A 26,252-nucleotide genomic window follows, 5' to 3' on the forward strand; every position below is an offset into this window, starting at 1 on the left:
CTTTTTGTTTTTACAAATAAAACCCCACCGAAGTGAGGTTTTGATTCTGCAGACAAAATACGTTAAAAATATTTAGATGAGCAATGTACGAATATCTTTAAGCAGCTTCGTCAGTTTATTGGTAAAGCGAGCAGCATCAGCACCATTAATGACACGATGGTCATAAGACAATGACAATGGAAGCATTAAACGTGGATCAAAACCTTGTCCATTCCACACAGGTTGCATCGTTGCAGGTGAAATACCCAAGATTGCCACTTGCGGCCAGTTGACAAGCGGAGTGAATGCCGTACCACCAATTGCGCCTAGGCTTGAAATCGTGAAGTTGGCACCTTGCAGATCTTTCGGTGACAATTTCTTATCACGTGCTTTTTGACCCAACTCACCGAGTTCAACTGCGATTTGCTTAATTGATTTTTGATCTGGATTACGTAGCACAGGCACTGTTAAACCATCTGGTGTAGCAACAGCAATGCCCATATGGATTTCTTTACGCAGTAATACGGTTTTGCCATCGTCAGACAAGTGACCTGCAAACTCACGCTCTTCTTTTAGCAAATGCGCTACAGCCTTGATGATGAATGCCATAATGGTCAGGCTAATGCCTTCTTTCTTAAAGTTGCCTTTAAGCTCATTACGCCATGCTTCAAGCTCCGTAATATCTGCCGCATCAAATTGGGTCACTTGCGGGATATAATTGTTCAATGACAACTGTGGAATAGACACTTGCTGTAAACGTGTTAACGCTTTTTCTTCTACACCACCAAAGGCATCAAAACTTGGTAATTTAGGCAATCCTGCTGGTGCAGCAACTGTCGGTGCAGCAGTTACAGGTGCTGGTGCAGTTAAACGTGTTTTCACATACGCAAAGATGTCTTCTTTCATTAAGCGTGCATGTGGACCAGAAGCTTTGACTTCTGCCAACACAACACCAAGCTCACGCGCCAACTTACGTACCGCAGGACCAGCATATACTTTAGCATTTGCTGCATTTTGCTCTTTGGTCAGCTTATCTGCTGAAGGAGCAGCTGTTTGTACAGGAGCAGCAGCTTGCGCAGGGACTGCTTTTGGTGCTTCCGCTTTTGTACTCACTGGTGCTGCTACAGGGGCTTCTGTAACTGGGGTTACTTGACCTTCAGCTTCAATCGTAACTAAAGCCACGCCTTCAGACACGTTTTGACCCAATTCAATATGAATTGCGGTAATCACACCTGTGGTAGTACTTGGTACTTCAACGGTCGCTTTGTCCGATTCAACCACAATGATGCTTTGGTCTTTTTCAACCTTATCACCAACAGCCACTAAAATTTCAGCTACAGCAGCTTTGTCTACACCTAAGTCAGGGACAGCAATCTCAACTTTACCTGCTGGCGCTGAAGCAACTGTCGCTTTTGTTGATTCTGCAGGTGGTGCTTCTGCAGCTGGAGCAGAAGTCGATGCAGTTTCTGCAGCAGCTTGCGCCGCGGTTGATACTGAAGCTGCTGTTTTCACTTTCAGAATCACAACACCTTCTTTCACTGTATCACCAACTGAAATTTCAATCGATTCAACTGTACCCGCAACAGCACTTGGAACTTCGACTGTTGCTTTGTCTGACTCAACGACTATGATACTTTGATCGGCATCAATTTCATCGCCAACAGCAACCAAGATCTCACCCACAGTGGCTTTTTCAACACCAATGTCTGGTACTTGAACATCAACAGTTTCAGATGCCGTTGCTGCTGCTTTTGGTGCTTCCACTTGAGATTGAGCTACAGGTTCTGCTTGAGCTTGTGCTTTCAATTCTTCAACTTGTGCTGTAGGTGCTTCAGATGACGTTTGCCCTTCCGCTTCAAGCTCTACCAAAACTGCACCTTCAGCAACTTCGTCACCAAGGCTCACCAAAATACTTTTCACCACACCTGCTGAAGTGCTTGGCACTTCAACAGATGCTTTGTCAGACTCCAACAAAACAATGCTGTCATCGACACTAATCGTATCACCCACTTTGACCAAAATTTCAGCCACTGTGGCTTTATCTACACCAATATCAGGAGTCGTAATTTGCATGCTTAGTTCTCCTCTTTGTAGTCAGCTACAGCGTGAAGTTCAGGCGTTGTTTGAGGTGCCCAAGCGACTGGACGGTCAGTATCTAATTCAAAGCTAGAAATTGCATCTTTAACTAGACGTGCATCTACTTCACCCTCGTCAGCAAGTTTCTTCAGTGTCGCAACAACAATATGTGCAGCATCTACACCAAAGTAGCTACGAAGTTTTGCACGTGTATCTGAGCGACCATAACCGTCTGTACCTAATGCTACAAATGGACGGTTATCTGGAAGGTAAGCGCGAATTTGCTCACTGTAAGCACGCATATGATCTGTTGCAGAAACGACGATACCTTTCGTACCCCGCAACTGCTTCGACACCCATGCTTCTTTTACATCTTCAGTAAGTGGATGTAAACGATTATATTCTTCGCACGCCATACCATCACGCGCAAGCTCATTAAAGCTTGTTACGCTGTAGACATTCGAATGAATTTGATATTCATCACGTAAAATTTGAGCCGCTTTAATCACTTCACGCAGAATTACACCTGAACCTAAAAGCTGAACTGTGGCTTTTTCATCTTCCTCAAGTAAATACATACCACGTTTAATGCCTTCTTCAGCACCTTGTGGCATCGCTGGATGCTCATAGTTCTCATTCATTACAGTTAAGTAATAGAACACTCGCTCCTGATCCACATACATGCGTTTTAGACCGTCATGTACAATCACCGCAAGTTCATATCCGAAACATGGATCATAAGAAATACAATTTGGAATCGTATTCGCAAGAATATGTGAGTGACCATCTTGATGCTGTAGACCTTCACCATTCAGCGTAGTACGACCAGCAGTTGCACCCAATAAGAAACCTTGGGCCTGTGCATCACCTGCCGCCCATGCAATATCACCAATACGTTGGAAGCCAAACATTGAGTAATACATGTACATCGGGATCATAGGAAGGTTATTGGTTGAATAACTTGTTCCTAAAGCAGCCCAAGCACTCATCGCACCTGCTTCATTGATCCCCTCTTGAAGCATATGACCATCTTTCGCTTCACGGTAATGCATCAACTGCTCTTGATCTTCAGGGGTATATTTTTGACCGTGCGCGGCATAAATACCCAATTGACGGAACATCCCTTCTAAACCGAAAGTACGCGCCTCATCTGGAACAATTGGTACCACACGATCTTTAATTGCTTTTTCTTTCAGTAGTGCAGAGATCAAACGTACCATCACCATGGTCGTTGATTGTTGCTTACCATTAGAACCAGCTAACACTGCATCAAATACAGACAACTCAGGAATCGCTAAAGATTCACTTTCTTTACGACGTGCTGGTAAGTAACCACCTAAAGCCTCACGACGAGCCTTCATATATTTAATTTCAGGCGAGTTTTCACTTGGTCGATAAAATGGAACTTCTTCAAGTTGCTCATCGGTAAATGGCAAGTTGAAACGGTTACGTACATATTTAAGCGATTCAAGTTGCATTTTCTTGATTTGATGCGTTTTATTGACCGCTTCAATTTCTTCAGATAAGCCATAACCTTTAACAGTTTTCGCGAGAATAACCGTTGGCTGACCTGTAGATTTCATGGCTTCTGCATAAGCAGCATATACTTTGTAAGGATCGTGACCGCCACGATTTAAATTATCGATATCTTCATCACTTAAGTGTTTAACTAACTCTTCAGCTTCAGGATATTTACCAAAGAAGTGCGCACGTGTATAAGCACCACCTTTCACTTGATAACGCTGATAATCACCATCTACAGCTTCTTCCATAATGGCTTTAAGCGCACCAGATTCATCTTTAGCAAGTAGTGGATCCCAATGACGACCCCATACTACTTTAATCACGCGCCAACCTGCACCACGGAATAAAGACTCAAGTTCTTGGATGATCTTACCATTACCACGAACTGGACCATCTAAACGTTGCAAGTTACAGTTTACAACCCAAACCAAGTTGTCTAACTTTTCACGACCTGCCAACGAGATTGCACCAGTACTTTCTGGTTCATCCATCTCACCATCGCCAAGATAAGCCCAAACCTTACGATCTTCTTCTTTAATCAAACCGCGGTTCATCAAGTACTTTTGAATATGTGCTTGATAAATGGACATGATTGGACCCAGACCCATCGATACCGTTGGGAACTGCCAATAGTCTGGCATTAAGTATGGATGTGGGTACGAAGGCAAACCGATACCATCAACTTCACGACGGAAATTGTTTAGATGCTCTTCAGTTAAACGACCTTCCAAGAATGAACGCGCATAAATCCCTGGTGCACAGTGACCTTGATAATAAATCATGTCACCGCCGAAGTTATCACTGTTCGCACGGAAGAAATGGTTAAAGCCAACATCATATAAAGTTGCAGAAGATGCAAAGCTGGCTAAGTGACCACCAAGATCGTCGCCTGTTTTATTGGCGCGAAGCACCATTGCTAAAGCATTCCAACGAATCAAAGCACGAATTCGGCGCTCCATATCTGGATCGCCAGGCATTGCAGGTTGCTCTTCTACTGAAATCGTATTTAAGTAAGGAGTATTTAGACGCTGAATGGGAACATGTTTCGCAATCGCACGTTGATACAGTTTTTCAAGAAGAAAGGCTGCTCTTTCAGTCCCCATATGCTGTAAAACAGAGTCAAAAGCGTCCTGCCACTCTTGGGTTTCTTGTGCGTCGGTATCACCGTAATACGCCATATTACACCTATATTCATGCCTATTTGTATGCCCTATATTTAACATATTTTCGCGATACGCAGTTATGGCTATAAATGAATACGACATTAGACTAATATTTCGATAATAAATACTACTTGACCATTTATTACACAAATTAACACTAAAACGCCAATTTTGCTGTTTTTTTATACAAAGCTTTATTTTAATCTTGAATTTAGTCAGGTGACCTGACTGCAAAAACGAAAATCACCAAGACTATGCTTGGCGATTTATTCAAATGACTTAACAATGGATGTGTATTAATGAGGTTTGATAATTAATTAAGGCAACATCGCTAGGTAAGTTGAAGGATTTTTACGCTGACCATCTTTGACCACTTCGTAATGTAAGTGAGGACCAGTACAGCGTCCAGTACAACCTACATTGGCAATATGCTCGCCAGCAGTGACTTTATCACCCACTTTAGCAATTAAGCGTGAAGCATGTGCATATCGTGTGATATACCCATTACCGTGGTTGATTTCGACATATTGACCATAACCTGTACCCCAACCTGATTTAGTCACTATTCCTGGACCAGTTGCATATATTGGAGTTCCTGTTGGTGCCGCAAGATCTAAACCAGAATGGTTTTCAGCACGTCCGCCCATTGTTCGGCCGCCATAATTTGAACTGACACGACCACTTGGAAGTGGGTGTGTCACTAACCATGAATATACGTTATTTGAAGAGTAACGATTTGAACTTGTCGTTGTAGTTTTTTGAGCAGGGTATTTGCTATTAAGCAGCGCATTATTTAATTCGATTGGATCCGCCTTTGCCCGAACTGTCACATCGACTTGTGCTGTCGCTGGAATGTCCATGTCATCTGGATGACTATAAGAACCTTGTGATAGTGTTCTTGTTAACTCTTCCAATCGATCAGGATTGGAGGCTTGTGTGGCATCTAATTGAACTAAATCTGCAAATGCAACCGAAGCTGCTGAAGCTGCTAAAGAAAACGCTAATAAAATACGTCGCGTATACATATAAACCTCATTAAACTGTTCTTACTCAAGTCTCTTGTGTGATCTCTTCCTTGATATCGAAAGAAACAAGCGTTTAAGATTAAGACAAAACAATGTAGGAACAATGTATGTCAGAACCAAAAAATATGTTTCAACAAACAAGACAACACATAAAAACAGGAAACTTATCGTTTCTCACAAAGCAAGTTGCTGACTGGCAGAGACTTACAAAATTAATTCAACCGCTATTGCCCAAAAATGAACAATGGCAAGTTGTCTGTTATCAATACGGTATTTTGACCATCACCGGTGAAAATCAAGCCATGATTAGTCAACTCGGTTACCTTCAAAAACAGTATATTTCTCAGTTATCACAAATCCCTGAACTCAAAGATTTACAAAAAATCCAAGTTCGTCTTCGAGCAAAAAAAGAAATTCCCCAAACACAAACTGAAAATTCCAAAACTTCTTTATGTCCGACAACGCAAGAAATGTTACTCAACGCTGCTAGTTTTGTGAACGATCCTAAGCTTAGCCAAGCTATGATACGTTTGGCAAGCAATAAAAAGTAACAGGATCATTTGATTTAAACGTCATTCACTATTTTAAAGGCGAATTAAGTCACACTTAACAATGTTATACTATAACATTTAACCTGAAGACAATGACTTAGATCACACTTACATATTGAATTGGACATGACTTTTCGTCATCAAATGTTACAATTTCATAATTAGATGGATCACTCTGAACATTGCGAAGCAGGTGATTATTGAGTGCATGTCCAGATTTGTAACCATCAAACTTCGCAATAATTTGATGTCCGAGTAAATAAAGATCACCCACCGCATCTAATATTTTATGACGTACAAATTCATCAGCAAATCGTAAGCCTTCTTCGTTCACGACACCTGAATCATCAACGCCAATTGCATTCTCTAAACTAGCACCCAAAGCTAAATTATTCGCCTTAAGATAATCCAAATCTTTCATAAAGCCGAAAGTACGTGCCTCACTGACTTCATAAACAAATGTTTCCGTTGAGAAATCAATACTGGCAGACTGATATTCTTTGGCAAAGGCTGGGTGATCGAAATCAATCGTAAAATTAAGTTGAAAACCATCATGCGGATTAAAAATAGCGCGCTTATCGTCAATTAATGCTTCTACAGGCTTTAATATTTTTATAAATTTTTTAGGCGCTTCTTGCTCCATCAACTCACCTTGGATGAGTAAATAGATAAATGGACCGGCGCTTCCATCCATAATTGGAACTTCTGAAGCTGATACTTCAATAATCAGATTATCAATACCAAGACCTGCAATCGCACTCATAATATGTTCGATAGTCCCAACTTTGGCATTTTCTTGTACCAAATTCGAACACATAAATGCTTCCTGAATCAGCATCGCATTGGCAGGAATATCTACAGGCGGATTTAAATCAATACGGCGAAAAACAATACCCCCATCAGCTACATGTGGTACAAAGTTAATCATTACTTTTTGCCCACTGTGTAATCCGATACCACTCGCTTTCACGACTCGTTTCAGGGTGCGTTGTTTCAACATGTTTCTTCAATATTCATCTAAAATCTAGTATACGTTAGCACATTTAGCCATTGATAAAAATCAAAAAGGTGGCATAAGCGCCACCTTTTCTGTTTGATCATCGTAAACACATTATGTTACATGTTATTTACGCTGTTGATTTTTAAGATAATCTTGAATGCTCATTGGTGCAGATCGAGGCCCTGCAGAAGGCTCTGGGGCTACACTCTCTTGATTCTGACGTTTACTGATTGCTGGAACATCATCTTCATCCAAAGCAGCAGCCTGTCCACCAACTGATGGATTAACACTCACTGGTGCACGACGCTTCACTTCCGTTTCATTCGCATTACGAGTTAAACCGGTGGCAATCACTGTAACACGGATTTCATCACGCGCATCTGGATCAAATACTGTACCAAAGAAGACTTCACCTTCATCCAGATCAACAATTTGATTGACAACATCTGTGATAATTTCAGTTTCACGTAAGGTAACATCATTACCGCCAGTGATATTAATTAAAACACCCTTCGCGTTCATAATATTTACGTTGTCAAGCAACGGACTGCGAATCGCAAGACGCGCTGCATCTTCAGCACGATCTGGACCGCTACTCTTACCTTCACCCATCATCGCATAACCGCGTGTGCTCATCGCTGTTTTTAAATCGGCGAAGTCAAGGTTGATATGACCAGGACGCACAACTAGATCAAAGATACTTCGTACTGCGTTAAGCAAGACATCATCCGCTTTGCGATAAGCATCTTGCATTGAGATATCACCATAAACGCTAAGTAGGCGTTGGTTTGGAATGATAATCAATGAGTCAACATGCTTTTCAAGTTCTTCGATCCCTTTTTCAGCAGAACGTTGACGACGACGACCCTCGAAGTTAAATGGAGTGGTGACAACACCAACCGTCAAAATACCCATTTCTTGTGCTATTTCAGCCACGACTGGTGCTGCACCAGTCCCAGTACCACCACCCATGCCGGCAGTAACAAATACCATATCTGCACCTTCTAGATGCTGACGGATTAACTCGCGACTTTCTTCTGCTGCAATTTGACCGACATCAGGATTTGCTCCTGCACCTAGTCCACGCGTACTTTGTTGGCCCAATTGGATTTTGAATGGCGCATTCATACGATCTAAAGCTTGTTTATCTGTATTTGCACAAACAAATTTCACGCCTTTGATATCAGATTGCACCATGTGTTGTACGGCATTACCACCACCGCCACCAACACCAAACACAGTAAAACGGGCTTGACCGTTATTATCGGTTTGTTCATCTTCTAAAAATTCAAATGAAGCCATGACCTTAACTTTTCCTAATAAATTTGGCAGTCACTTAAGCCCGTATACTGCCTTGATCTTCAATAATAAAAATTTGTTTTTAGGATGCGTTGCAATCACATTCTTGTCAAGCACATGAAGTTGCTCTTACAAGTTGCAAACAATACTCCCTTAAAAACTAAACTTAAAAAATACCTTTCAATTTGTTATTAAACGCATTCCAACCATTCGCTATGCGCTCTAATAATGGACGCTTATTCACTTCTTCAGGTTGCTCAACCGATTCTTGTAAATCGCTTTGACTAAATAACAGCAGTCCTGTTGCGGTAGAATACATTGAACGTCTTAATGCAGGTAAATGTTGATCATCCGCATATACTTGTAGCGGAGGGTTGCCTAAATGAGCAGAAACACCCAACATACGACGTGATAATGTGATCATACCCTCAATCTGACATGCATCACCACTTAAAACTACACCGTGGTATAAACTTTGTAGCGCACCACGTTGTTGTAACTCATCACGCACCATAGAAAGAATTTCTTCGTAACGTGCAATAATAATCTCTGATAGCTCAATCCGACTGATCGCTTGAGGACCATCGATCGCTTCAAACTCGATCATATGTTCAGGTTTGACTTGCTGTAAATCAACGCAACCATAAAGCAATTTAAGTCGTTCAGCTTCTTCGGTCGTCGTTTGCAATACTGCAGCGATATCACGCGTTACATTTTCACCACCACGTTGAATGGTGTGTGCTAGCACTAAATGACCTTCAATATAAACTGCAATATTGGTTGTACCAGCCCCAATATCCAATAAGCATACACCATACTCTTTTTCATCTTTTAGCAATGCACCTTCAGCCGTTGCTAAACATGAAATCACCATCTTTTCGACAAAAATATTGGCGCCTTTCATTGCACGATCTAAATTTTGCATGGTGCTGATTGGTAGCATCATGAGTTGATAGTGCGCCGTCATACTATTTGCTGAAAGGTTGATTGGATTATGCACCCACTCAGGTGAATCATCCAACTCAAAACCCAATGGGACTGCACTTGCAAGATAATGATCAGAAGTTAAATGACTGGCTTTTGCCATTTCTAAAGCTTTAACCACTTCTGAAGTCGTAATGGTACGTTCTGAATTAGAAATCGGTGTCCGGCCTGTCGCATAAGCACTTTGAAGTTCTGTACTCGGGATCGATACCCATGCTGAATGCACACGACACTCCGCCATGTCTTCTGCTTCTTGTACCGCATTCTTAATCGCAGAGATCACTTTTTCAAGGCTAACAATTTTTCCTTTGTTCATGCCTTTATTTCGCGCAGTCGCCATACCGATGACCTGGATATTATCCGGCGCATGTACTTTACCAATTAGAACTGAAACTTTATGTGTCCCAATGTCTATCGCAACAACTGAGGGAACAGCCTCATTCATGATTCACTACCATTTTCTTCATTGTTTATATCTGGCTTATGCCTATTTTTAAAGCCACGTATTATGGCTTTGCAACTCTTGAATCTGCAATGTTAATGTCATTAATGGTTACAACAAACTGACCATTTATAATCTTTGGTGGTGTCGCATTTTTCCATTGAATCGCCAAGCCATTTCGATAACGTAAGTCAATCGCGGAAACTCTTGGCCAAACCACTTTCAGATCTGCTTGAGATAAGTGACTCAATCGTTGCAGTTTGCTCATGGTCTGATCCTGATCCACAATAATACGTAAACCCGAATCGAACTGCATAAACCATGTCCGACGATCTGTTAAATATAGCTCTTTCAAACGCAGATTAACTGGACTAAACAGTTGATTAATTTCATGATAACGTCTCATCATGACTTTTGACTGATCTGACGGACCATGCATTAGTGGTAAATTTGCGTGATTTCTAGAGTACGCCTCTGTATACACCACACCCTGATCACTTAACAGACGTCCTGTTCCCCAACGTGCAATCGGATGTTTCGGAATAACACGAACCTTAATACCGTCTGGCCAAGCTCTAGAAATGACCACTCGATCTACCCAAGAAATCTCTAATGCCTTATCACGAATTTGCTCAAGATCAGCAGTAAAATAATTGCCTGTAATGGTAGGTATTAACTGCTGTTTCACTTGACTAATTTCAGACTCGGCTTGCAGACCAACCACATCCAAAGATGCTACCTTTGCACTGGTCATAACACTATATAAGCCATAAATCCCGACCAAAAGTACACAACATGCAAAAATAAGCATGACCCAACCACCCGCATTAATCATTTTCTCTTTGCGAGTCGGTGGTTTGTCATGAATCGATGTAATCGCCGCACGTTTGCGACGCATCGATGGAGGTAGTTGAGCCATAACTTAGTGTGATTCTTTCGCTAAGGTTTGCTCTAAAATAGCCAAACACAAATCTTCAAAACTATAACCTACTGCTTGAGCTGCTTTTGGTACCAATGAATGACTGGTCATGCCTGGAACAGTATTCACTTCTAGCAACCAAAATTGACCTTGCTCATCCTGCATAGCATCAATTCTACCCCAACCACTTGCCCCAACAGCTTGAAACGCTCGTAAGCAAAGCGCTTGTAAGCTTTTTTCTTCAGCTTCACTCAAACCACAAGGGATACCATATTCAACATCATTGCGTTGGTATTTAGCTTCATAGTCATAAAAGGCTACATCAGCTGGAGGTTGTAAACGGATGACTGGTAATGGTTGGCCGTTTAAAAATGAAATCGTAAATTCACGACCTGTAATCCACTTCTCAGCCATGACCACAGCATCATGTTGAGTCGCTTTTTTAATTGCTTCAGCTAAATCCTCTGCTTTCTCAACCTTACTCATGCCCACACTTGAGCCTTCATGCACGGGTTTGATAATCAGTGGCAATCCAAGTTCTGCAACGAGTGCTTGCGCATCAGTATCTTTAGAAACAATACGGTATGGCGCTGTTGGAAGTTCAGAACCTTGCCAAATTTGTTTGGTCTTTACTTTATCCATTCCAATAGCCGACCCCTGCACACCAGTTCCAGTATATGGAATATTTAACCACTCTAATGCGCCTTGGATTTGACCATCTTCTCCACCACGACCATGTAACACAATAAATGCACGATCGTAATTTACCAGTTCAGTCACACTGCGTTCTTGAGGGTCAAAACCCTCTGCATTCACCCCTGAACGTACCAATGCTTCAAGTACAGCCTTACCACTATCTAATGACACCTCACGCTCTGCAGATTTACCACCAAGCAATACAGCAACTTTGCCGAATTTAGAAGCATTTGACACGTTTAGTTCCTTAAACTTATAAAATTTTCAATTTAGCCAAATCATCAAACGACGATTATTTTAAATAGAGCTGGTTCTGAGCAAGCTCAATTGAAATTGCTCCAACGTTACCCGCACCTTGAGTCAATAACAAGTCATTTGCTTGTAACACTTTTTGTATCACATTTGGCAAATTCCCTTCTACTGGATCAATCAAGATTGGTTCAACATCACCACGTAATCGGATACTTCTTGCCAATGAGCGACTATCTGCACCAACAATCGGCTTTTCACCTGCAGAATATACTTCTAATAGCAGTAATTGATCGACTTGTGACAAGACATCAACGAAATCATCAAAACAATCACGTGTACGGCTAAAACGGTGAGGTTGGAACATCATCACAAGTCTACGATCAGGATGACTTGCACGCGCAGCTTTAATCGTTGCTTCAACTTCTTTTGGATGGTGACCATAATCATCAACCAGTTTGACCGTTCCATCACCTAACTCAAATTCACCTTGAATTTGGAAACGACGCCCTACACCACTAAAACTTTCTAAAGCACGGGCAATTGCAGCATCAGATACACCTTCATCAGTTGCCACACCAATCGCAGCTAACGCATTAAGGATGTTATGCAAACCAGGCATATTAATGGTTAACTTGAGTGGCTCTTTGTTTTTACGAAGCACTGTGAAATGCGATTGCATCCCCTCTTGTACCACATCTACGGCACGAATATCGTTATCTTCGTTAAACCCATAAGTTAAAACAGGTCGACCAATACGTGGCATGATTTCACGAATATTTTGATCATCGCCACACACTACGGCTAAACCGTAGAACGGAAGCTTCTGCAAGAATTGAACAAAAGTATCTTTCAAAACATCGAAGCTACCACCATAAGTGTCCATATGATCAGCATCAATGTTGGTGACAATGGCAGCCATTGGTTCTAAATATAGGAATGAAGCATCAGATTCATCTGCTTCAGCTACAATATAACGACTCGCACCTAAAGCAGCATTTACTCCAGAGCGATTAAGCAAACCACCAATCACGTATGTCGGATCCATGTTTTCTTCAGCAAGCATACAGGTCACCAAACTTGTTGTTGTGGTTTTACCATGTGTGCCTGCAACCGCAATACCATGACGGTAACGCATCAACTCGCCCAACATTTCCGCACGACGCACTACAGGGATGCGTGTTTCAATCGCTGCTTTAATTTCTGGATTTTCTTGGTCAATCGCAGTCGATACAACCAATACATTCGCACCGTCAATATTATCAGCAGCGTGTCCGATATGAACTTTAATGCCATTTTCTTCAAGCTGTGCAGTGGTTTTAGAGGCTTTAATATCCGACCCTGAAACTTTATAGCCTTGGTTTTTTAAGACTTCCGCAATCCCGCACATTCCTGCACCACCAATACCCACAAAATGAATATGTTTGATACGGCGCATTTCAGGAATCTTAATCAGGTTTTTTGCTTTATCAGCTGGGTTCGTTGAAGACATAATTTTCTCTAAAACTTACAAATCTTGAATTAAACCAACCACACGCTGAGTTGCATCTGGTTGAGCTTGTTGACGTGCTTTAACAGCCATTTCCGTCAACAATGTACGGTTCATGAGTGGCAATAAAACTGCTTTTAATGAATCAGGAGTGAGTGTCGCTTGTGGACAAATTTTTGCAGCATTAATATCTGCTAGGAATTTGGCATTCGCGGTTTGGTGGTCATCTACTGCACTTGGCAAAGGTACAAATACGGCTGCAACACCCGCAGTAGCAATCTCAGTGACCGTCAGTGCACCAGCACGACAGATTACTAGATCGGCATTGGCATAGGCTTCCGCCATATTTTCAATAAACGGTTGAACTTCTACCTGTAAATGATCAGGAGCATCGGCATAACGTGCCCGCGTGCTATCAGCATGATTTTGACCACACTGATGATAAACACTTAAAGGAACATCTAATTGTTTCAGTGCTTCGGGTACGCGCTCATTCAATGCTTGTGCGCCCAAAGAGCCGCCTACAATTAAAATACGAATAGGTTGATTGGCTTTTTCTCGCTCTTGATATCGCCAAGCAGGACTCAATATCGCAGAAATTTCCTTACGTACGGGATTACCTGTAGTCACGATTTTATGATTTTCTGGAAATGTTTTCGGGAATGCCTGACAGACCGTTTTAGCAACACGAGCCAATTGCGTATTGGTGAAACCCGCTACTGCATTTTGCTCATGAATGATGACAGGAATACCAAGAATACGCGCAGCCAAACCACCAGGACCCGCAACATAACCGCCAAAACCAGCGACTGCATCTACGTTTAATCGTTTCATATAGCGCATTGCGCTAAGCGTTGCTTTTAAAATTTTAAAAGGGGCTTGCAGCTTACGGACGATTCCATTGCCACGGACACCCTGAATATCAATTTGATAAATTGGAATGTGGTGATTTTTAAGCAGGCGATTTTCCATGCCTGAAGGCGTTGCCAACCATGACACTTCGACACCTTGCTGTTGTAATTCCTGAGCAACTGCTAGGGCAGGAAATACATGTCCACCTGTACCTGCAGCCATCATCATGACATGTTTAGGTTGTTTATGCTGAGCTTGTGTCACGGTCTAATTCTTCAAATCTAAGAGCTAACAGAAAATTTTATATAAGGTATCAATTGTAATCACAATCGTATATCCATGAAAGTTTATTTACTTTTTTTCACGGAGCCTTTAATTGTTTTTTTCATATGATTTCAGAGTTTAAACTAGATTTATTATGAGGTGTGCCTTTTTTATGTATTTTACCATTCGATCTAGTTTATAACGCACCAGAATAATGATTAATGTGCACATTAAAAACCACCACAGTATTGGTTCTATTATTCCTTCGTATCTTCGCTACCGCCATATTGGATATAAACTTATGTCTAAATGGTATGAGGCAACCTTTCTATTTATGATATTGATATATCTCATTGAGATTCAGCTCGCGAATAAAAGGATTTTTAAACGCAAATGTCAAAAATATCACCTTATGACATTTGGATTATTTTGGCAGGCTACCTTGCTGCAATTCATGTCGGTAAACTTTCTGCTGTTATTCCAATTCTTCAAAAAGATTTAAATCTAAGTTTCACCCAAGCAGGCCTATCCTTATCACTGGTTCAAGGTGCTGGAATGCTGTTTGCCCTGTGTATTGGTGCTGTATCTGAGAAAATAGGACTCAAAAAATGTCTTATTTTTGCACTCATTCTATTGGGGATGAGTAGTTTTGCAGGCTTATGGATTGATCATAGTGTTAGCCTTTATTTTTTTCGATTTATGGAAGGTATTGGATTTCTCACCATTAGTCTTTGCGCTCCCGCAATTTTAAAACGCCTGAGCACGCCTGAAACCATGAATTTTAAAATGGGGTTATGGAGTTCTTATATGGGAGTTGGGGTTAGTCTTGCTATTTTGACCATCCCTGTATTACTCGAATGGCTCAGTTGGCAACACATTTGGGCATTATTTGGTGCCTTGTGTTGGCTGGTTGCCTTGATGATTTACCATTTTTTACGTTATGACGATAAACAAACCACTGTAACGACAAAGGCACTGAGCACATCAACCTCCAACTCTTTTTTATCTATTGTTAAAGCCACCGTGACCCATCCACCCATTCTCTGTCTAGCCGTTATCTTTGCTTGCTATACCAGTCAATGGATCACACTCACAGGTTTTTTACCCAGCTTGTATGTCTCATTCAATATGGATTTAAAGCTCGCAGGAATTTTGGTGTCAATGGTTGTGTTATCTAACTTAGGTGGAACCTTTGGCGCAGGCGTATTACTTCAAAAAGGCATAGCTCCTTTTAAATTACTTCAATGTAGTTTTTTAAGTCTAATTTTATGTAGCTGGGTTGTATTCTCACAACCACATTGGTTGAGTTTTGAGTTGCAATATTTGTGCGCTATTTTGTTTTCTTTTATCGGTGGCATTATTCCGACGACCGTCTTCGCCAATACACTTAAATACGCTCCACAGGCCAATGCAGCAGCATCCAGTATGGGCTTAGTGCTGCAAATTTCTGCATGTGCGCAGTTCCTTGTTCCCCCAGCCACAGCGGCTCTCGTTTCGTCTTCTCACCAGTGGTCAAATGCCGCATGGGTTACCTTAAGTCTTTCCACCCTAGGACTATTGACCAGCTATTATTTATTTAAAATATATACGCAAAAAAAAGAGCCTGTTTAGGCTCTTTTTTTTGCAGATCAACTAACGTCCAGCTTCTAAAACATCAAATAATGTATCTGCGATAGAAGTACCAAATTGTGCGTCTATTTCACGTATACATGTTGGACTAGTCACATTAATTTCTGTTACATAGTTTCCAATGACATCAAGACCCACAAATACCAGTCCCTTCTCACGCAAGAATGGTCCAACTTTAGCAGCAATCGCCTTATCATTTTCAGTCAACGGACGTGCTTCACCACGCCCACCAGCAGCAAGGTTACCTCGCGTTTCACCATTTTGTGGAATACGAGCTAAACAATATGGAATTGGCTCACCATTGACCATCAGAATACGTTTATCCCCATCCACGATTTCAGGAATATAACGTTGCGCCATAATCGGTTGCTGACCCATTTGAGTCAACATTTCCAAAGTTGAACCGATATTTGCCCCTGCAGCGGTTAAACGGAAAATTCCCATACCGCCCATCCCATCTAGGGGTTTTACAATCACATCTTGATGTTCAGCAATAAACTCTCGGATTAAACTTTGCTGTGAAGTTACCAAAGTCGGAACCTGCAGTTCTGGAAATTGTGTAGCGAACAGCTTTTCGTTACAGTCTCGCAAACTTTGAGGTTTATTGATAATCCACGAACCTTCACGTTCCGCTTGTTCCAGAATATAAGTTGTATAAACAAAGTTCATATCAAAAGGTGGATCTTTACGCATGAGCACAACATCGTATGCGGCTAAAGATTCTTTCTGTTTTTCACCAAGTTCATAGTAATGATTATAATCCTCAAACACTTTAAGTGGTGAGATCAAACCAAAAGCTTTGCCTTGATCGATATATAAATCTTCCTGAAGTGCATACCCTAACTCATGACCGCGACGTGCAGCAGCCCAAAGCATTGCCATGGTCGAATCTTTTTTGAGGTTTACATTTTCGATGGGATCCATCACCACAAGTACGCGCATGATCTGTTCTCTATTTTATCAATGAAGCGATTATAACGAAGTTTAGTGAACGATCTACTGATCTATCAAAGGATCAATTGTATAAATTCAGCGAAGCTCTTTCCTATTTCTGCTGAGCACTAGAGTTTGCATTCATACCAAACTACTAAAAAAAATAATAAAAAACGGCGCAATGAGCGTCAGGAAAAATCCACTGAGAATTGCAATTTGTACATCTAATGGTGAACAATTGTTTTTTACAAAGGGTAAAGTCGAGTCCATCGCCGTGGCACCACATACACCAATGATTGGCTTTGGATAACGCTGACCTAATAAATACAACAATGCAATCGCATAAAACTCTCGTACAAGATCTGTGATCAAAGCAAAAGTTCCCTGCTCAGGTCCTAAAACTTTAGCAACTAAAGGACCAGAAAGAGAGAACCAACCAAATCCGCTCCCCATCACCACGAGTTCGACAAAGGATTGAGTCATGATATGACTCGTCAAATAAGCCCCAATAAACAGTGCAATGATTGAAAAAAATGGCACTTTAATATGATTCATAGTGAGAGCTTGAATTTTAATCGTAGACAAATCCACTCCGATTAAAAAAATCAACACATACAATAGTATCGCGCTTAACATTTCCCCTGATAAAGTCTTGGGTAATAGCCAATATAGCCCCATGCCGATCAACACCATTCCAATCGCAATCAAGCATTCGGTAATAGGTTTGAGCATATCCTTGAATGATTTTTGGTGCTCAGCCTTAAAGTGGCTACGATTAAATAAAAGTCCAAAGGTAATCACACTTAACACTGTTGAATAAATAAAAGCTTCAATTAATATTTTTGAACCAAGGTCTTTATCAAACAATACACTGCCAAATTGAAAGCCTATAGAGATGAGGAGCAACCAAACCAAAAACGTAATTTGACCAACCAATATATTGCGAACTTGAACGTTTGCAGCTTTACCTATGCCCCAACCCAATATAAGAGAAATGAGAATAGGTAAAAGCGAAATTATTAAATTTTGAATCATAGTTATGCAGCACTTAATGTGTGAAGTATTCGATATAAGAATGTAAAGTTTGAAATTATAAAGTTTTATTTGAAACTCAAATCAATAGCGCTCAAGATCTATATTTATAAATATTAGATAATTATCGAGTAGTGAAATTAAATTCTGATGTACTGTTACAACTTCAAATACGAATTACATCAAACATTAACATCGTTGAATAAAACTAACAGGACTTGATATTCCAACAATAGGTACAAGTCCATGATTAAAATAATTTCTACACTCTGTTTACTCTGTATCAGTTCAGTTACTTTAGCAGCAGGTAATCCTACACGAGTCGGTGATGTACTCGGTCGAGACCTCGACGTTCCACTCGTTGGTGCATTAGGGCATACAGGTGTATATGTAAGTTCAAACAATATTGTTCAAGTCATGAACAAAACGGCATATGTAGATGTGATTGAATATGTCAGCTTAAGTGGATTTAAAACTACAAAATATTGGGGAGCAAAGGCCAAAACAAGTTTTGGATATAAATCTCCTTACTCATCTGCTGCTAATCAAATCACTGCGATTTCAAATCAGCAACGACCTCATGTCGCTTACACGCTGTATTCAGCAACACCGAACCCAGCTGTGCAAGTCTGTTCACAATATAATTCCAATGGTGCTTGTAGCAAATATACATGGCAAAAGGGAGCGTTCCGATGTGACAGCTTTACGAAATGGCTCTACACTCAGACGGGTAATGGTAATCTAGGAGGAAGCACACCGCGTGGAACTTTCAACAGTAGCTTACTCACAATTACACGAGTGTAAATAAATCATTCCATTGGATTGCCTTCACATCTCTGATGTTGAAGGCAACGACAGCTTAATATTTTAATATTATGAATAAGAAAAATATTTTTTTGGTTATTTTGATCTTCGTGATCTGTGCAGTAATTTTATGGGTGTATTTGAAATCGACAGCAGATACGACTCAAAGTATATCAAATCAAAACAATAATACTTCAACGTTAAAAAGCAATGAAGATCGCGCGACTAGCTTGTCTGAAAATAGTGAAGATATGAAACTCAACACTAACCTACCCGTATGGGCAAAAAAGTTACTTCAACTGGATCAATCTGCTGCGAATCGAGAAGAAAAAATACATGATTTAATTCAGCTCCTTGAACAAAACCAGCATGATGAAAATGCAATAGAAGAAATCCTGACTCAACTTACTTCTCTCAATCCTTTAGAAGCAACTGAACAAATTTTGCCATTTCTAACACATCAAAATCCTAAAATTCAAAGCTTAGCAATAGGCGCACTGAATAATGCGATGTTGCTGACTGATCGAGAACATGAACTCAAAAAATCCCTACCTGAAAATGATTTGATTCGACAGAAAATTAGTCACGCTTTAGAGCAACGTTTTCAGGATCCAAATTTAGATCCAAAGGTTAAACAAGTTCTTATTTCTAGCCTACCGCATACCGCATCTGTCCAAACTCAGCACAATCTTGCACAAGAACTTCTTCAACAAAATTCTATCTCACCAAACGAAGCACAATTTCTTTCTCAATATCTGCTAAATGGTCAGGGAAATAACACAACACTAGAACAACTTGCGCATAAAAATCCGAAGATGATTGAAGACATTATTTCAAATTTAAATAATCAAATTGTCGACCAACCAGCTATAGTTGAAGTTCTGAATAATGATCAAAAAAAGCAACTACATAATTTTATCTTACAGCATCCACCAAACTCAAAAGATGAAAGCTATGGATATAAAAATGATATATGGCGATTTTCTTTAAACCAACTTCAACAATAAATAAGAGTTAGACTGGTTTTATATGAATATTTTTCAAGCTTGTAATTACATAAAATTTACATTTAAAATAATTAAATAACTTCTCACTCCTATTTTAACTATAAATCAACATAGATTTAATACATTAATCTTTTTTATTTCAAGCTAAATTAATATTACATTTTAATCATTCATGATTTCATTTTTTTAATCGTGATGACTAAATATTTAGCACTCCAATAATCATAGTTATAAATTTAATGAGGGCATTATGAAAATAGTATTAATTGGTGCAACAGGCATGGCAGGTTCTCGTATTCTTGAAGAGCTTGTTTCACGTGGACACTACGTCAAAGCGATTGCGCGTAATACAAGCAAAGTTTCAGATACAGAGCGTGTTTTAACTGTAGATTTAGATTTAAATGATCAAGAAGCACTTGTAAATGAGCTGAAAGGTCAAGATGCTGTCATTAGTGCAGTACGTTTCCAAGGTCTTGATATCAATTCACTTCTTAATGCTATTCGTGAATCAAAAGTTAAACGTTATATTGTTGTTGGTGGCGCTGGCGGTTTAACTGTGCCAAATAAAAATGTGCGTGTAATCGATACCGAGGACTTCCCTGATGCCTATAAAGCTGAGGCGGAAGCAGGCATTCAGTTCTTTGATAAGCTAAAACAAGTGGACGACATTGACTGGACTTTTATTGCTCCTGCAGCGGAATTCAGTCCTGGTAAGCGAACTGGTGAATATCGCTCTGGTAAAGATGAACTTATCGTTGGTGAAGAAGGTAGTAAAATCTCTGCAGAAGATTTCGCAGTAGCGCTCATTGATGAACTTGAAAATAATAACCATATTCAAGAGCGCTTTAGCGTAGGTTATTAATATTCAATAATATAATAAAAAAGGAAGCTTAAGCTTCCTTTTTTATTATTTATTTCACTCTATGAGATATTTTAAATAAATGAGATGAATTAAATCTAAAGAGATTATAATATTCATATAAATAAAATTTAAAAAATAGTATTTCCATGAATTATCTTGAGTATTTTTTATATATTTTCACTGTCATTATTATGATTGCCACTCCAGGCCCTGTTATGATTTTGGTGATCAGTGCAGGTGCAAAAGGCGGTTATCGAAAAGCATTACAGACTATTTTAGGTACTAATGTTGCCTCACTATGTTCAATTACCCTTTCAATTTTAGTGTGGCAAAAGTTGTTACAGATACAAGGGAATTAGTTGTAAATCAAGGTCCATTAACCATTAATCGAAATATGTACAAGAAAGTCTTCAAACAAGACTATCACGCTGGAATGTTAGATCAATTGCGGAAAGAAGGTACTTATAAAGGAGATGGATTAAATGCTGACTATAAAAGGTTAGGTTATTAATATGAAAAAACTTACGGTACTGTTTTTAACTCTTCAGTTAAGTGGTTGTAGCTTTGCTGACGAAAAATATGAAAGCAACCTTAAAATAGCCCAACTGGAAGCGGAGCATTCTGCTAGTAATGTTTTGTCATTTCTGCCTCAAAACTTGAAACTTATTGATAAATTAGATTCAAAAACTTCAAAAGATTTACAAGATGCAATATTTCAGCATGTGTTACTTCAAGTGTATTCATTGAAAAAATTTGAGGAATTAGGCTAGAGCAGCGTTTAGATGATTTCGAGCTAAAAAATAGTTTATCGGAGAAGTATTATGAGGATTTCAGTACAACATACATGATGCTTTTATGGTTGATGATGAAGAGCGATGCCTCTAAAGATGAAATAAGAAGTATGCAGAGCAAAGGTACTGTATACGCTGAAAGAAATTTTTCTAAACAGGATTAAATAATGGACAATATTATTCAGTTATCTAAACCATGTACGCTTTGTGGCAATAGGCAGAATGTTAAATTGTTTGCTGGGCTAATCCTTTGTTCTCAATGTCAGGAAAATATTAGGATTACTAATCCTATTATGTTTGCTTTAAATGAACACATTGAACAAAAAACTCAGGATTAACCTGAGTTTCGTACGGTGTATTTTAATTTTAGAAATTTTTAATTATTTCACATACTGCCAGAGATCAGGACCAACATAGCTCTCATCTATACGATAACCTTCTGCAATTGCAATTTTTTCTGCTTGTTCTCTCAATCTTTGAGTTCGGTTTTCTTTATTTTCAAATGCTTGTTTTAACTCTAATTGTGTCATTGTATAAGCATTAATATTATTTTCTGAATCACTTAAGCGATCTCGTTGATCATAACGAATGGTGTTAAAAGCATAACGTACAATGTATTGCTCTTTCCCATCTTCAGTTTTTTTAGTTTGACTGATGTCGATATCTACTAAAAGACCATTAGCATATAGGCGATAGCCAATTGATTTTCCAACCTCCATACTCATTATCTTTTTCCATTCTTCATAGCTAAAAATACGGCTTGGATCAATCACATCCCCCCATTTCATGAAATATCGTATATTATCTTCTTTCGCTATACGTGGATTTCCGCTAGAAATATAAAGTTTCCATTCAGCCTGATTCACTCGTTTCATTAAATCAACATAAGCTTGATAGGCTTGCTCAGGACGTACAAACTCCTCTTTATTTAAGCCTGCATTAACAGTCATAACCTCAATACCATCTTCCTTATGAAACGATGTTCCTAACACATAAAAAACATGGTCAATCACTAAACTACTCTCACCATTTTCAATCTTAATTTGACCCAGGTTCGGTGGTGAAAAATCTAATTCTCGAAAACTAGCGACAGGATGGTTATCCACACCACTCTGATTGTATTGAGCAAAGTCTTTAAAGCCCTGTAGACCAAAATGGAGTAAATAAGGTTGCTGATTCATTGCACTATTCTCTATATTTTTTGCATTGGGTTGGCAACCTAAAAGAAGGAAACCGAAGATGAAGACAAAGATAAAATTAAAATAAGATTTATATTTTCCCATCATTACTGTCCTTTCCAACCTTAAAGTCCGCTTTACTATTGCCCCATCCTGCAATAATTGCGAGTTCCTTCTCTAAAAATGGTCGCCCTGTGTCACTTAACATTAAGGTATGATATTTTTCTGCTGCCTTCTGAATCCACTCCATACGGCTATCATAATCTTGAACTTTGGTATGTGCTAAAGGCTCGCTATAGACAGATTCAGGTAATATGTCGAGTACATCTTTATGACGTCCTTCATATTTCCCATGTCTATCAGGCTTAACAGCATCAACACCATAATCACTAGAAAGGACTAAAGTACTATCGGGGATTTTGGTATAACTTTGTAAAGTTGCCTGAGCTTGAACTTTCCAATCCTTCCAAACCAATTCTTGTAAAATATTACGTTGTTCCTGTACTGCAATTGCCAGTAAGTGCTTCATAAGATCTTTTTCTGCATCTTTAAAGTTCTCGCTTCTTGAGAATCCTTTTCTTTTCAAAACACTTTCTATTTTCGGAAGTTTCCAAAAAGCCTGAGTAATTTCAGTTGTACTCTGCAAATGCTTAATGATGGGTAAACAACTAGACCAAGGAACGTTTATAACTTCTTCCTTAATATGTGTAAATTTGGAAACATCACGTTGAGTTCGACATTGATTAAAAGATTGCGAAGACATACTCCAAGCATAATGCCATGGAGCAATATCCATAAACAACCATAAATTCCCTTTCGCAAAAGAATGTACAGGGTCTCGAATTATGCTAATGGGCACCCACTTATATCCCCATGCTGTGAGGCCATGTTTAAACACTGCTGCAACAGTTTTTGAAGCAAATGCACCTAAGCCCATCCAATAATAACGGCCTTTTAATTGCTGACTTCCATGATTTTCTTGTTCAAGATAAATTTTGGCATAAACTGAGGCAATTCTTCTGGCTCTTGCTTCATATCCTGGTTCGAGTTTATAGAGATTCTTTTTGGCATCTTTTAAGTTAGACAGACGGATCATCGCTATTTGTTGTTGTACTTCCCAAAAAGTTAAGCAATCACACTGTGCTGTTTTACAGCTATTCTCTGTTGTATTTGTATTACTTTCCCAATCTAAATTACCCACTAATCATCTCCTTCACTCGGTTCAGCTTCTAGCTTCATCCAATTTAAATCGAGCTTTAAGCTTTCTTCTTGTAAGGAATTTATTCGTTTAGATCGGCCTTTATTATCTGCTATGGCCATAAACTCATCGGATGCATTTGAAATTTTATAATCAGCATTTTTAAAGGGCTCACCAGAGGGCAATAACATTTGAAATTTCTCATTATAGACCTCATAAGTTGGCAAGCCTTTGATATTTACACCAACTTCTGTACCGCTTTTAAAAAGGTGCTGACCTGCCTTAGCCTCAAACTTTGCAGGCGTAATGAATGTAATTCCATTCTTATTAATGATGACTTGAGAACCACCTGCCATAGGTTTACCTATCTTCTTTAATTATTTAAAAATTAATCTTATATTTAGCTTAAAATAAATCTCTAATAGTTCAATTTTTTTCACCAAAGTATGACTTTTATCATAGCCATTCAACTGAATGATAGCATCATTGTTGCTGCAGACAATAAAGAAGTCACACTCAAAGAAGGTGAAACAAAGCAGTTAATAGATAACTTAACGTCAAAAATCCATCCTTGGTACAAGGGAATTATTACGGGAACAGGTGAAAGCTATGTGCTCAATCGTTGCATAACCTTATTTCAGCAAATAGCTCAATCAGAGTTAAAAGCTTTGCCCTATTGTCTAGATCTTTCACGGAAAGTGAGAGAAGATGAAATCGGTGTTGATCATTTTCAAGTACAAAATACCAAGTTACTCTGCTCTAGTTATAGTGACAGCGGAGCTCAACTTTATAAAGTTGAAAGGTTCGATGAGGAGCAAGCCTACACAATCATGGCTGTTGAACCGATGAACATCACGGTATGGATGTTTAATCCCAATGTTGAAGCCATTTCAGCGGATCTACAACTTCTCTATGCTGATTTAAGAGACTACGGTACGTTTAATCATCAATCTGAGTGGGTTAATTACTACATCAACCGGATTGCTCCTATTTATCAAAAGCAAAGCCAAGTCGATTCACTGATGAGTCAAAGCTTTGATATTTTTTTTCAAACCGAAGATGAGTATGTCTTTGGTCATATTCCGAATACCCAAAATGGATCCTTAGAGATACAGGAAATTTCCACTAAATAGTCTGTCATTTAACATAATAGCTGTTATACGCAATAAAAAAACCTGGGCACCAACCCAGGTCTAAAATTTAAAAAACAGATAAATATCAGTGCAATAAACTCATTTTTCTAATTTCGCATAACGTGTATTATGTTAATTTTAGGAAAATTTAACTTTTAGTATGATAGAGCTGTTTCCCCCCATACTCAGTCTCTCTAGAACTACCAAAGTAACGAAAAACAATTATTTCCTTATTTAAAGAATTCAGAATAAAACTTGAGAGCCTATAGTCACTCAAAGCAATACTTACACTATTAAAAACTTCAGTACAGTTTTTAAAACACCACTCTTCAAATTCATTTTCTGAGATCGTATAGTAATTATTATCAATAAATATATTATATATTTCTAGATATGATGTAAGCCTAACAACAAGATAAGGATCTAATCTATCAGCAGGAAAAGGATCATATTCCGTAGATATCTCATCTAGTTTTTTTTCTGGAAAAAATATTAATTTCCCACAGTCAAACCAAAATTCCACTGCAAAATGATCCCAAATTTCGCTCTTTATTACTGAAAAAAATTCATTCAGATATTCACTCAATACTTTCTTAATATCAATTGAAAGGCCATCGCTTTTCGCACTTTCATTGCAAGTAAAATCTATATGATATTTATCTTTTTTAATAAATTGAATTGTCATATTTTCATCACTCAAATCGTTTCCATATTTTATATATTTCTCTTAATGATTCTCGTAACTCTCAATTAAAATTAACATGAATAACCACTAATCTTGTATACACTTTTTAGTTAAATCTTGGATTGCCGCCCCTCTATTATTCGCAATCCATAATAATTAGAATCCCCATCAATTGAGTCTATTTAACATAATAGAGCTTATGCGAAATGCAATTAAAATAATGATTTAAAATCAATAGCTTAAAAATTTTCACCCACCCCGAAAAACAGCAAAAAACCGACTGTGAAACATGTCGGTTGCTTTTTGAGCAAATTTGATACTTCTTGCCAATAAAATTGGTTAAAAAGTGATCAAAAACCGTAATTCCCTATAAGATATATGCCTTTTAAGATCAAATCCATCCCCAATTTCTGCGGACAACTTTTGGGATAAGTTTTAATCAATTTTGTACGCCTTGGCTCACATTCATTCAAGTATTTTGCGTCTAT

The 26,252-nt window shown here is 38.9% G+C and carries 23 protein-coding genes and 2 pseudogenes; 9 read left to right on the top strand and 16 right to left on the bottom strand.

Annotation, left to right across the window (positions count from 1 at the left end):
- Positions 1–72: 72 nt before the first annotated feature.
- The 3 genes from FTV17_RS09630 to FTV17_RS09640 form a co-directional block, all read right to left on the bottom strand.
- A complete protein-coding gene (locus tag FTV17_RS09630; protein WP_179999148.1) occupies positions 73–2,052 on the bottom strand; it encodes a 2-oxo acid dehydrogenase subunit E2 in 1,980 nt (659 codons plus the stop codon).
- Positions 2,053–2,054: 2 nt separating this feature from the next.
- The gene (gene aceE / locus FTV17_RS09635; RefSeq protein ID WP_092766512.1) at positions 2,055–4,757 is read right to left on the bottom strand and encodes a pyruvate dehydrogenase (acetyl-transferring), homodimeric type; all 2,703 of its coding nucleotides are present in this window, start codon (positions 4,755–4,757) and stop codon (positions 2,055–2,057) included.
- A 302-nt stretch (positions 4,758–5,059) separates the two neighbouring features.
- Positions 5,060–5,767 (bottom strand): M23 family metallopeptidase, encoded by a 708-nt coding sequence (locus FTV17_RS09640; RefSeq protein ID WP_179999150.1) that lies wholly within the window; start codon positions 5,765–5,767, stop codon positions 5,060–5,062.
- Between the two features lie 107 nt (positions 5,768–5,874).
- Here FTV17_RS09640 and FTV17_RS09645 point away from each other — a divergent pair, with 107 nt between their 5' ends.
- The gene (locus FTV17_RS09645; RefSeq protein ID WP_035265826.1) at positions 5,875–6,318 is read left to right on the top strand and encodes a hypothetical protein; all 444 of its coding nucleotides are present in this window, start codon (positions 5,875–5,877) and stop codon (positions 6,316–6,318) included.
- Between the two features lie 97 nt (positions 6,319–6,415).
- On the opposite strand, the gene lpxC is transcribed toward FTV17_RS09645, so the two are convergent.
- The 7 genes from lpxC to murG all read right to left on the bottom strand — a co-directional run bounded on the left by lpxC (position 6,416) and on the right by murG (position 14,512).
- Complete coding sequence (gene lpxC / locus FTV17_RS09650; protein WP_179999152.1) at positions 6,416–7,318, bottom strand: UDP-3-O-acyl-N-acetylglucosamine deacetylase; 903 nt, start codon at positions 7,316–7,318, stop codon at positions 6,416–6,418.
- 123 nt (positions 7,319–7,441) lie between these two features.
- On the bottom strand, positions 7,442–8,620 hold the full coding sequence (gene ftsZ, locus FTV17_RS09655; RefSeq protein ID WP_179999154.1) for a cell division protein FtsZ: 1,179 nt from the start codon (positions 8,618–8,620) through the stop codon (positions 7,442–7,444).
- 163 nt (positions 8,621–8,783) lie between these two features.
- Positions 8,784–10,046, bottom strand: coding sequence for a cell division protein FtsA (gene ftsA / locus FTV17_RS09660; RefSeq protein WP_179999156.1), 1,263 nt, complete (start codon positions 10,044–10,046; stop codon positions 8,784–8,786).
- A gap of 61 nt (positions 10,047–10,107) precedes the next feature.
- Positions 10,108–10,962, bottom strand: a complete 855-nt coding sequence (locus FTV17_RS09665; protein WP_179999159.1) for a cell division protein FtsQ/DivIB — start codon at positions 10,960–10,962, stop codon at positions 10,108–10,110.
- Between the two features lie 3 nt (positions 10,963–10,965).
- Complete coding sequence (locus tag FTV17_RS09670) at positions 10,966–11,895, bottom strand: D-alanine--D-alanine ligase (RefSeq protein ID WP_035265835.1); 930 nt, start codon at positions 11,893–11,895, stop codon at positions 10,966–10,968.
- Positions 11,896–11,950: 55 nt separating this feature from the next.
- Positions 11,951–13,399, bottom strand: a complete 1,449-nt coding sequence (murC, locus tag FTV17_RS09675; protein ID WP_035265836.1) for a UDP-N-acetylmuramate--L-alanine ligase — start codon at positions 13,397–13,399, stop codon at positions 11,951–11,953.
- 15 nt (positions 13,400–13,414) lie between these two features.
- Positions 13,415–14,512, bottom strand: a complete 1,098-nt coding sequence (gene murG / locus FTV17_RS09680; RefSeq protein ID WP_179999161.1) for an undecaprenyldiphospho-muramoylpentapeptide beta-N-acetylglucosaminyltransferase — start codon at positions 14,510–14,512, stop codon at positions 13,415–13,417.
- A 393-nt stretch (positions 14,513–14,905) separates the two neighbouring features.
- Between murG and FTV17_RS09685 the strand changes: the two genes are divergently transcribed.
- Positions 14,906–16,123 (top strand): CynX/NimT family MFS transporter, encoded by a 1,218-nt coding sequence (locus tag FTV17_RS09685; RefSeq protein WP_179999163.1) that lies wholly within the window; start codon positions 14,906–14,908, stop codon positions 16,121–16,123.
- 21 nt (positions 16,124–16,144) lie between these two features.
- Here FTV17_RS09685 and gshB read toward each other — a convergent pair whose 3' ends face one another.
- Both gshB and FTV17_RS09695 read right to left on the bottom strand, forming a co-directional pair.
- Positions 16,145–17,083 carry a glutathione synthase gene (gshB, locus tag FTV17_RS09690; RefSeq protein ID WP_179999165.1) on the bottom strand — a complete coding sequence of 313 codons (939 nt, stop codon included), beginning with the start codon at positions 17,081–17,083 and terminating at the stop codon, positions 16,145–16,147.
- A gap of 132 nt (positions 17,084–17,215) precedes the next feature.
- Complete coding sequence (locus FTV17_RS09695; RefSeq protein ID WP_179999167.1) at positions 17,216–18,109, bottom strand: lysine exporter LysO family protein; 894 nt, start codon at positions 18,107–18,109, stop codon at positions 17,216–17,218.
- Positions 18,110–18,352: 243 nt separating this feature from the next.
- On the opposite strand from FTV17_RS09695, the gene FTV17_RS09700 reads away from it, so the two are divergent.
- The 6 genes and pseudogenes from FTV17_RS09700 to FTV17_RS15605 form a co-directional block, all read left to right on the top strand.
- Positions 18,353–18,910: a hypothetical protein gene (locus FTV17_RS09700; RefSeq protein WP_179999169.1), complete on the top strand. Its 558-nt coding sequence runs from the start codon at positions 18,353–18,355 to the stop codon at positions 18,908–18,910.
- A 71-nt stretch (positions 18,911–18,981) separates the two neighbouring features.
- On the top strand, positions 18,982–19,917 hold the full coding sequence (locus tag FTV17_RS09705) for a hypothetical protein (protein ID WP_179999171.1): 936 nt from the start codon (positions 18,982–18,984) through the stop codon (positions 19,915–19,917).
- Between the two features lie 250 nt (positions 19,918–20,167).
- On the top strand, positions 20,168–20,779 hold the full coding sequence (locus FTV17_RS09710; protein ID WP_179999173.1) for an NAD(P)-dependent oxidoreductase: 612 nt from the start codon (positions 20,168–20,170) through the stop codon (positions 20,777–20,779).
- Between the two features lie 146 nt (positions 20,780–20,925).
- Positions 20,926–21,126: pseudogene (locus tag FTV17_RS09715) on the top strand (LysE family translocator); the annotation flags it as partial.
- Between the two features lie 165 nt (positions 21,127–21,291).
- Complete coding sequence (locus tag FTV17_RS09720; protein WP_179999175.1) at positions 21,292–21,549, top strand: hypothetical protein; 258 nt, start codon at positions 21,292–21,294, stop codon at positions 21,547–21,549.
- Positions 21,543–21,734, top strand: a pseudogene (locus FTV17_RS15605) (hypothetical protein); the annotation flags it as partial. The gene FTV17_RS09720 and the pseudogene FTV17_RS15605, both read left to right, overlap by 7 nt.
- A gap of 216 nt (positions 21,735–21,950) precedes the next feature.
- Here the strand turns inward: FTV17_RS15605 and FTV17_RS09725 are convergent.
- From FTV17_RS09725 to FTV17_RS09735, 3 genes are read right to left on the bottom strand one after another with little or no spacing between them, the layout of a single operon-like run.
- Positions 21,951–22,856 (bottom strand): hypothetical protein, encoded by a 906-nt coding sequence (locus FTV17_RS09725; RefSeq protein WP_179999177.1) that lies wholly within the window; start codon positions 22,854–22,856, stop codon positions 21,951–21,953.
- Positions 22,840–23,949, bottom strand: a complete 1,110-nt coding sequence (locus FTV17_RS09730; RefSeq protein WP_179999179.1) for a DUF2515 family protein — start codon at positions 23,947–23,949, stop codon at positions 22,840–22,842. Before FTV17_RS09730 ends, FTV17_RS09725 begins: the two co-directional genes overlap by 17 nt.
- Positions 23,949–24,302, bottom strand: a complete 354-nt coding sequence (locus FTV17_RS09735; RefSeq protein WP_179999181.1) for a hypothetical protein — start codon at positions 24,300–24,302, stop codon at positions 23,949–23,951. Before FTV17_RS09735 ends, FTV17_RS09730 begins: the two co-directional genes overlap by 1 nt.
- A gap of 90 nt (positions 24,303–24,392) precedes the next feature.
- Here FTV17_RS09735 and FTV17_RS09740 point away from each other — a divergent pair, with 90 nt between their 5' ends.
- Positions 24,393–25,079, top strand: coding sequence for a hypothetical protein (locus tag FTV17_RS09740; RefSeq protein ID WP_179999183.1), 687 nt, complete (start codon positions 24,393–24,395; stop codon positions 25,077–25,079).
- 148 nt (positions 25,080–25,227) lie between these two features.
- On the opposite strand, the gene FTV17_RS09745 is transcribed toward FTV17_RS09740, so the two are convergent.
- Positions 25,228–25,779, bottom strand: coding sequence for a hypothetical protein (locus tag FTV17_RS09745; protein WP_179999185.1), 552 nt, complete (start codon positions 25,777–25,779; stop codon positions 25,228–25,230).
- Between the last annotated feature and the right edge of the window lie 473 nt (positions 25,780–26,252).

Source organism: Acinetobacter sp. YH12239 (assembly GCF_013417635.1).
Classification (GTDB): domain Bacteria; phylum Pseudomonadota; class Gammaproteobacteria; order Pseudomonadales; family Moraxellaceae; genus Acinetobacter.

Bases quoted from the DNA above. Each gene is read 5' to 3' on its own strand.
- FTV17_RS09630 (WP_179999148.1), bottom strand. From the start codon at position 2,052: ATGCAAATTACGACTCCTGATATTGGTGTAGATAAAGCCACAGTGGCT.
- aceE (WP_092766512.1), bottom strand. From the start codon at position 4,757: ATGGCGTATTACGGTGATACCGACGCACAAGAAACCCAAGAGTGGCAG.
- FTV17_RS09640 (WP_179999150.1), bottom strand. From the start codon at position 5,767: ATGTATACGCGACGTATTTTATTAGCGTTTTCTTTAGCAGCTTCAGCA.
- FTV17_RS09645 (WP_035265826.1), top strand. From the start codon at position 5,875: ATGTCAGAACCAAAAAATATGTTTCAACAAACAAGACAACACATAAAA.
- lpxC (WP_179999152.1), bottom strand. From the start codon at position 7,318: ATGTTGAAACAACGCACCCTGAAACGAGTCGTGAAAGCGAGTGGTATC.
- ftsZ (WP_179999154.1), bottom strand. From the start codon at position 8,620: ATGGCTTCATTTGAATTTTTAGAAGATGAACAAACCGATAATAACGGT.
- ftsA (WP_179999156.1), bottom strand. From the start codon at position 10,046: ATGAATGAGGCTGTTCCCTCAGTTGTTGCGATAGACATTGGGACACAT.
- FTV17_RS09665 (WP_179999159.1), bottom strand. From the start codon at position 10,962: ATGGCTCAACTACCTCCATCGATGCGTCGCAAACGTGCGGCGATTACA.
- murC (WP_035265836.1), bottom strand. From the start codon at position 13,399: ATGTCTTCAACGAACCCAGCTGATAAAGCAAAAAACCTGATTAAGATT.
- FTV17_RS09685 (WP_179999163.1), top strand. From the start codon at position 14,906: ATGTCAAAAATATCACCTTATGACATTTGGATTATTTTGGCAGGCTAC.
- gshB (WP_179999165.1), bottom strand. From the start codon at position 17,083: ATGCGCGTACTTGTGGTGATGGATCCCATCGAAAATGTAAACCTCAAA.
- FTV17_RS09695 (WP_179999167.1), bottom strand. From the start codon at position 18,109: ATGATTCAAAATTTAATAATTTCGCTTTTACCTATTCTCATTTCTCTT.
- FTV17_RS09700 (WP_179999169.1), top strand. From the start codon at position 18,353: ATGATTAAAATAATTTCTACACTCTGTTTACTCTGTATCAGTTCAGTT.
- FTV17_RS09705 (WP_179999171.1), top strand. From the start codon at position 18,982: ATGAATAAGAAAAATATTTTTTTGGTTATTTTGATCTTCGTGATCTGT.
- FTV17_RS09710 (WP_179999173.1), top strand. From the start codon at position 20,168: ATGAAAATAGTATTAATTGGTGCAACAGGCATGGCAGGTTCTCGTATT.
- FTV17_RS09720 (WP_179999175.1), top strand. From the start codon at position 21,292: ATGAAAAAACTTACGGTACTGTTTTTAACTCTTCAGTTAAGTGGTTGT.
- FTV17_RS09725 (WP_179999177.1), bottom strand. From the start codon at position 22,856: ATGATGGGAAAATATAAATCTTATTTTAATTTTATCTTTGTCTTCATC.
- FTV17_RS09735 (WP_179999181.1), bottom strand. From the start codon at position 24,302: ATGGCAGGTGGTTCTCAAGTCATCATTAATAAGAATGGAATTACATTC.
- FTV17_RS09740 (WP_179999183.1), top strand. From the start codon at position 24,393: ATGACTTTTATCATAGCCATTCAACTGAATGATAGCATCATTGTTGCT.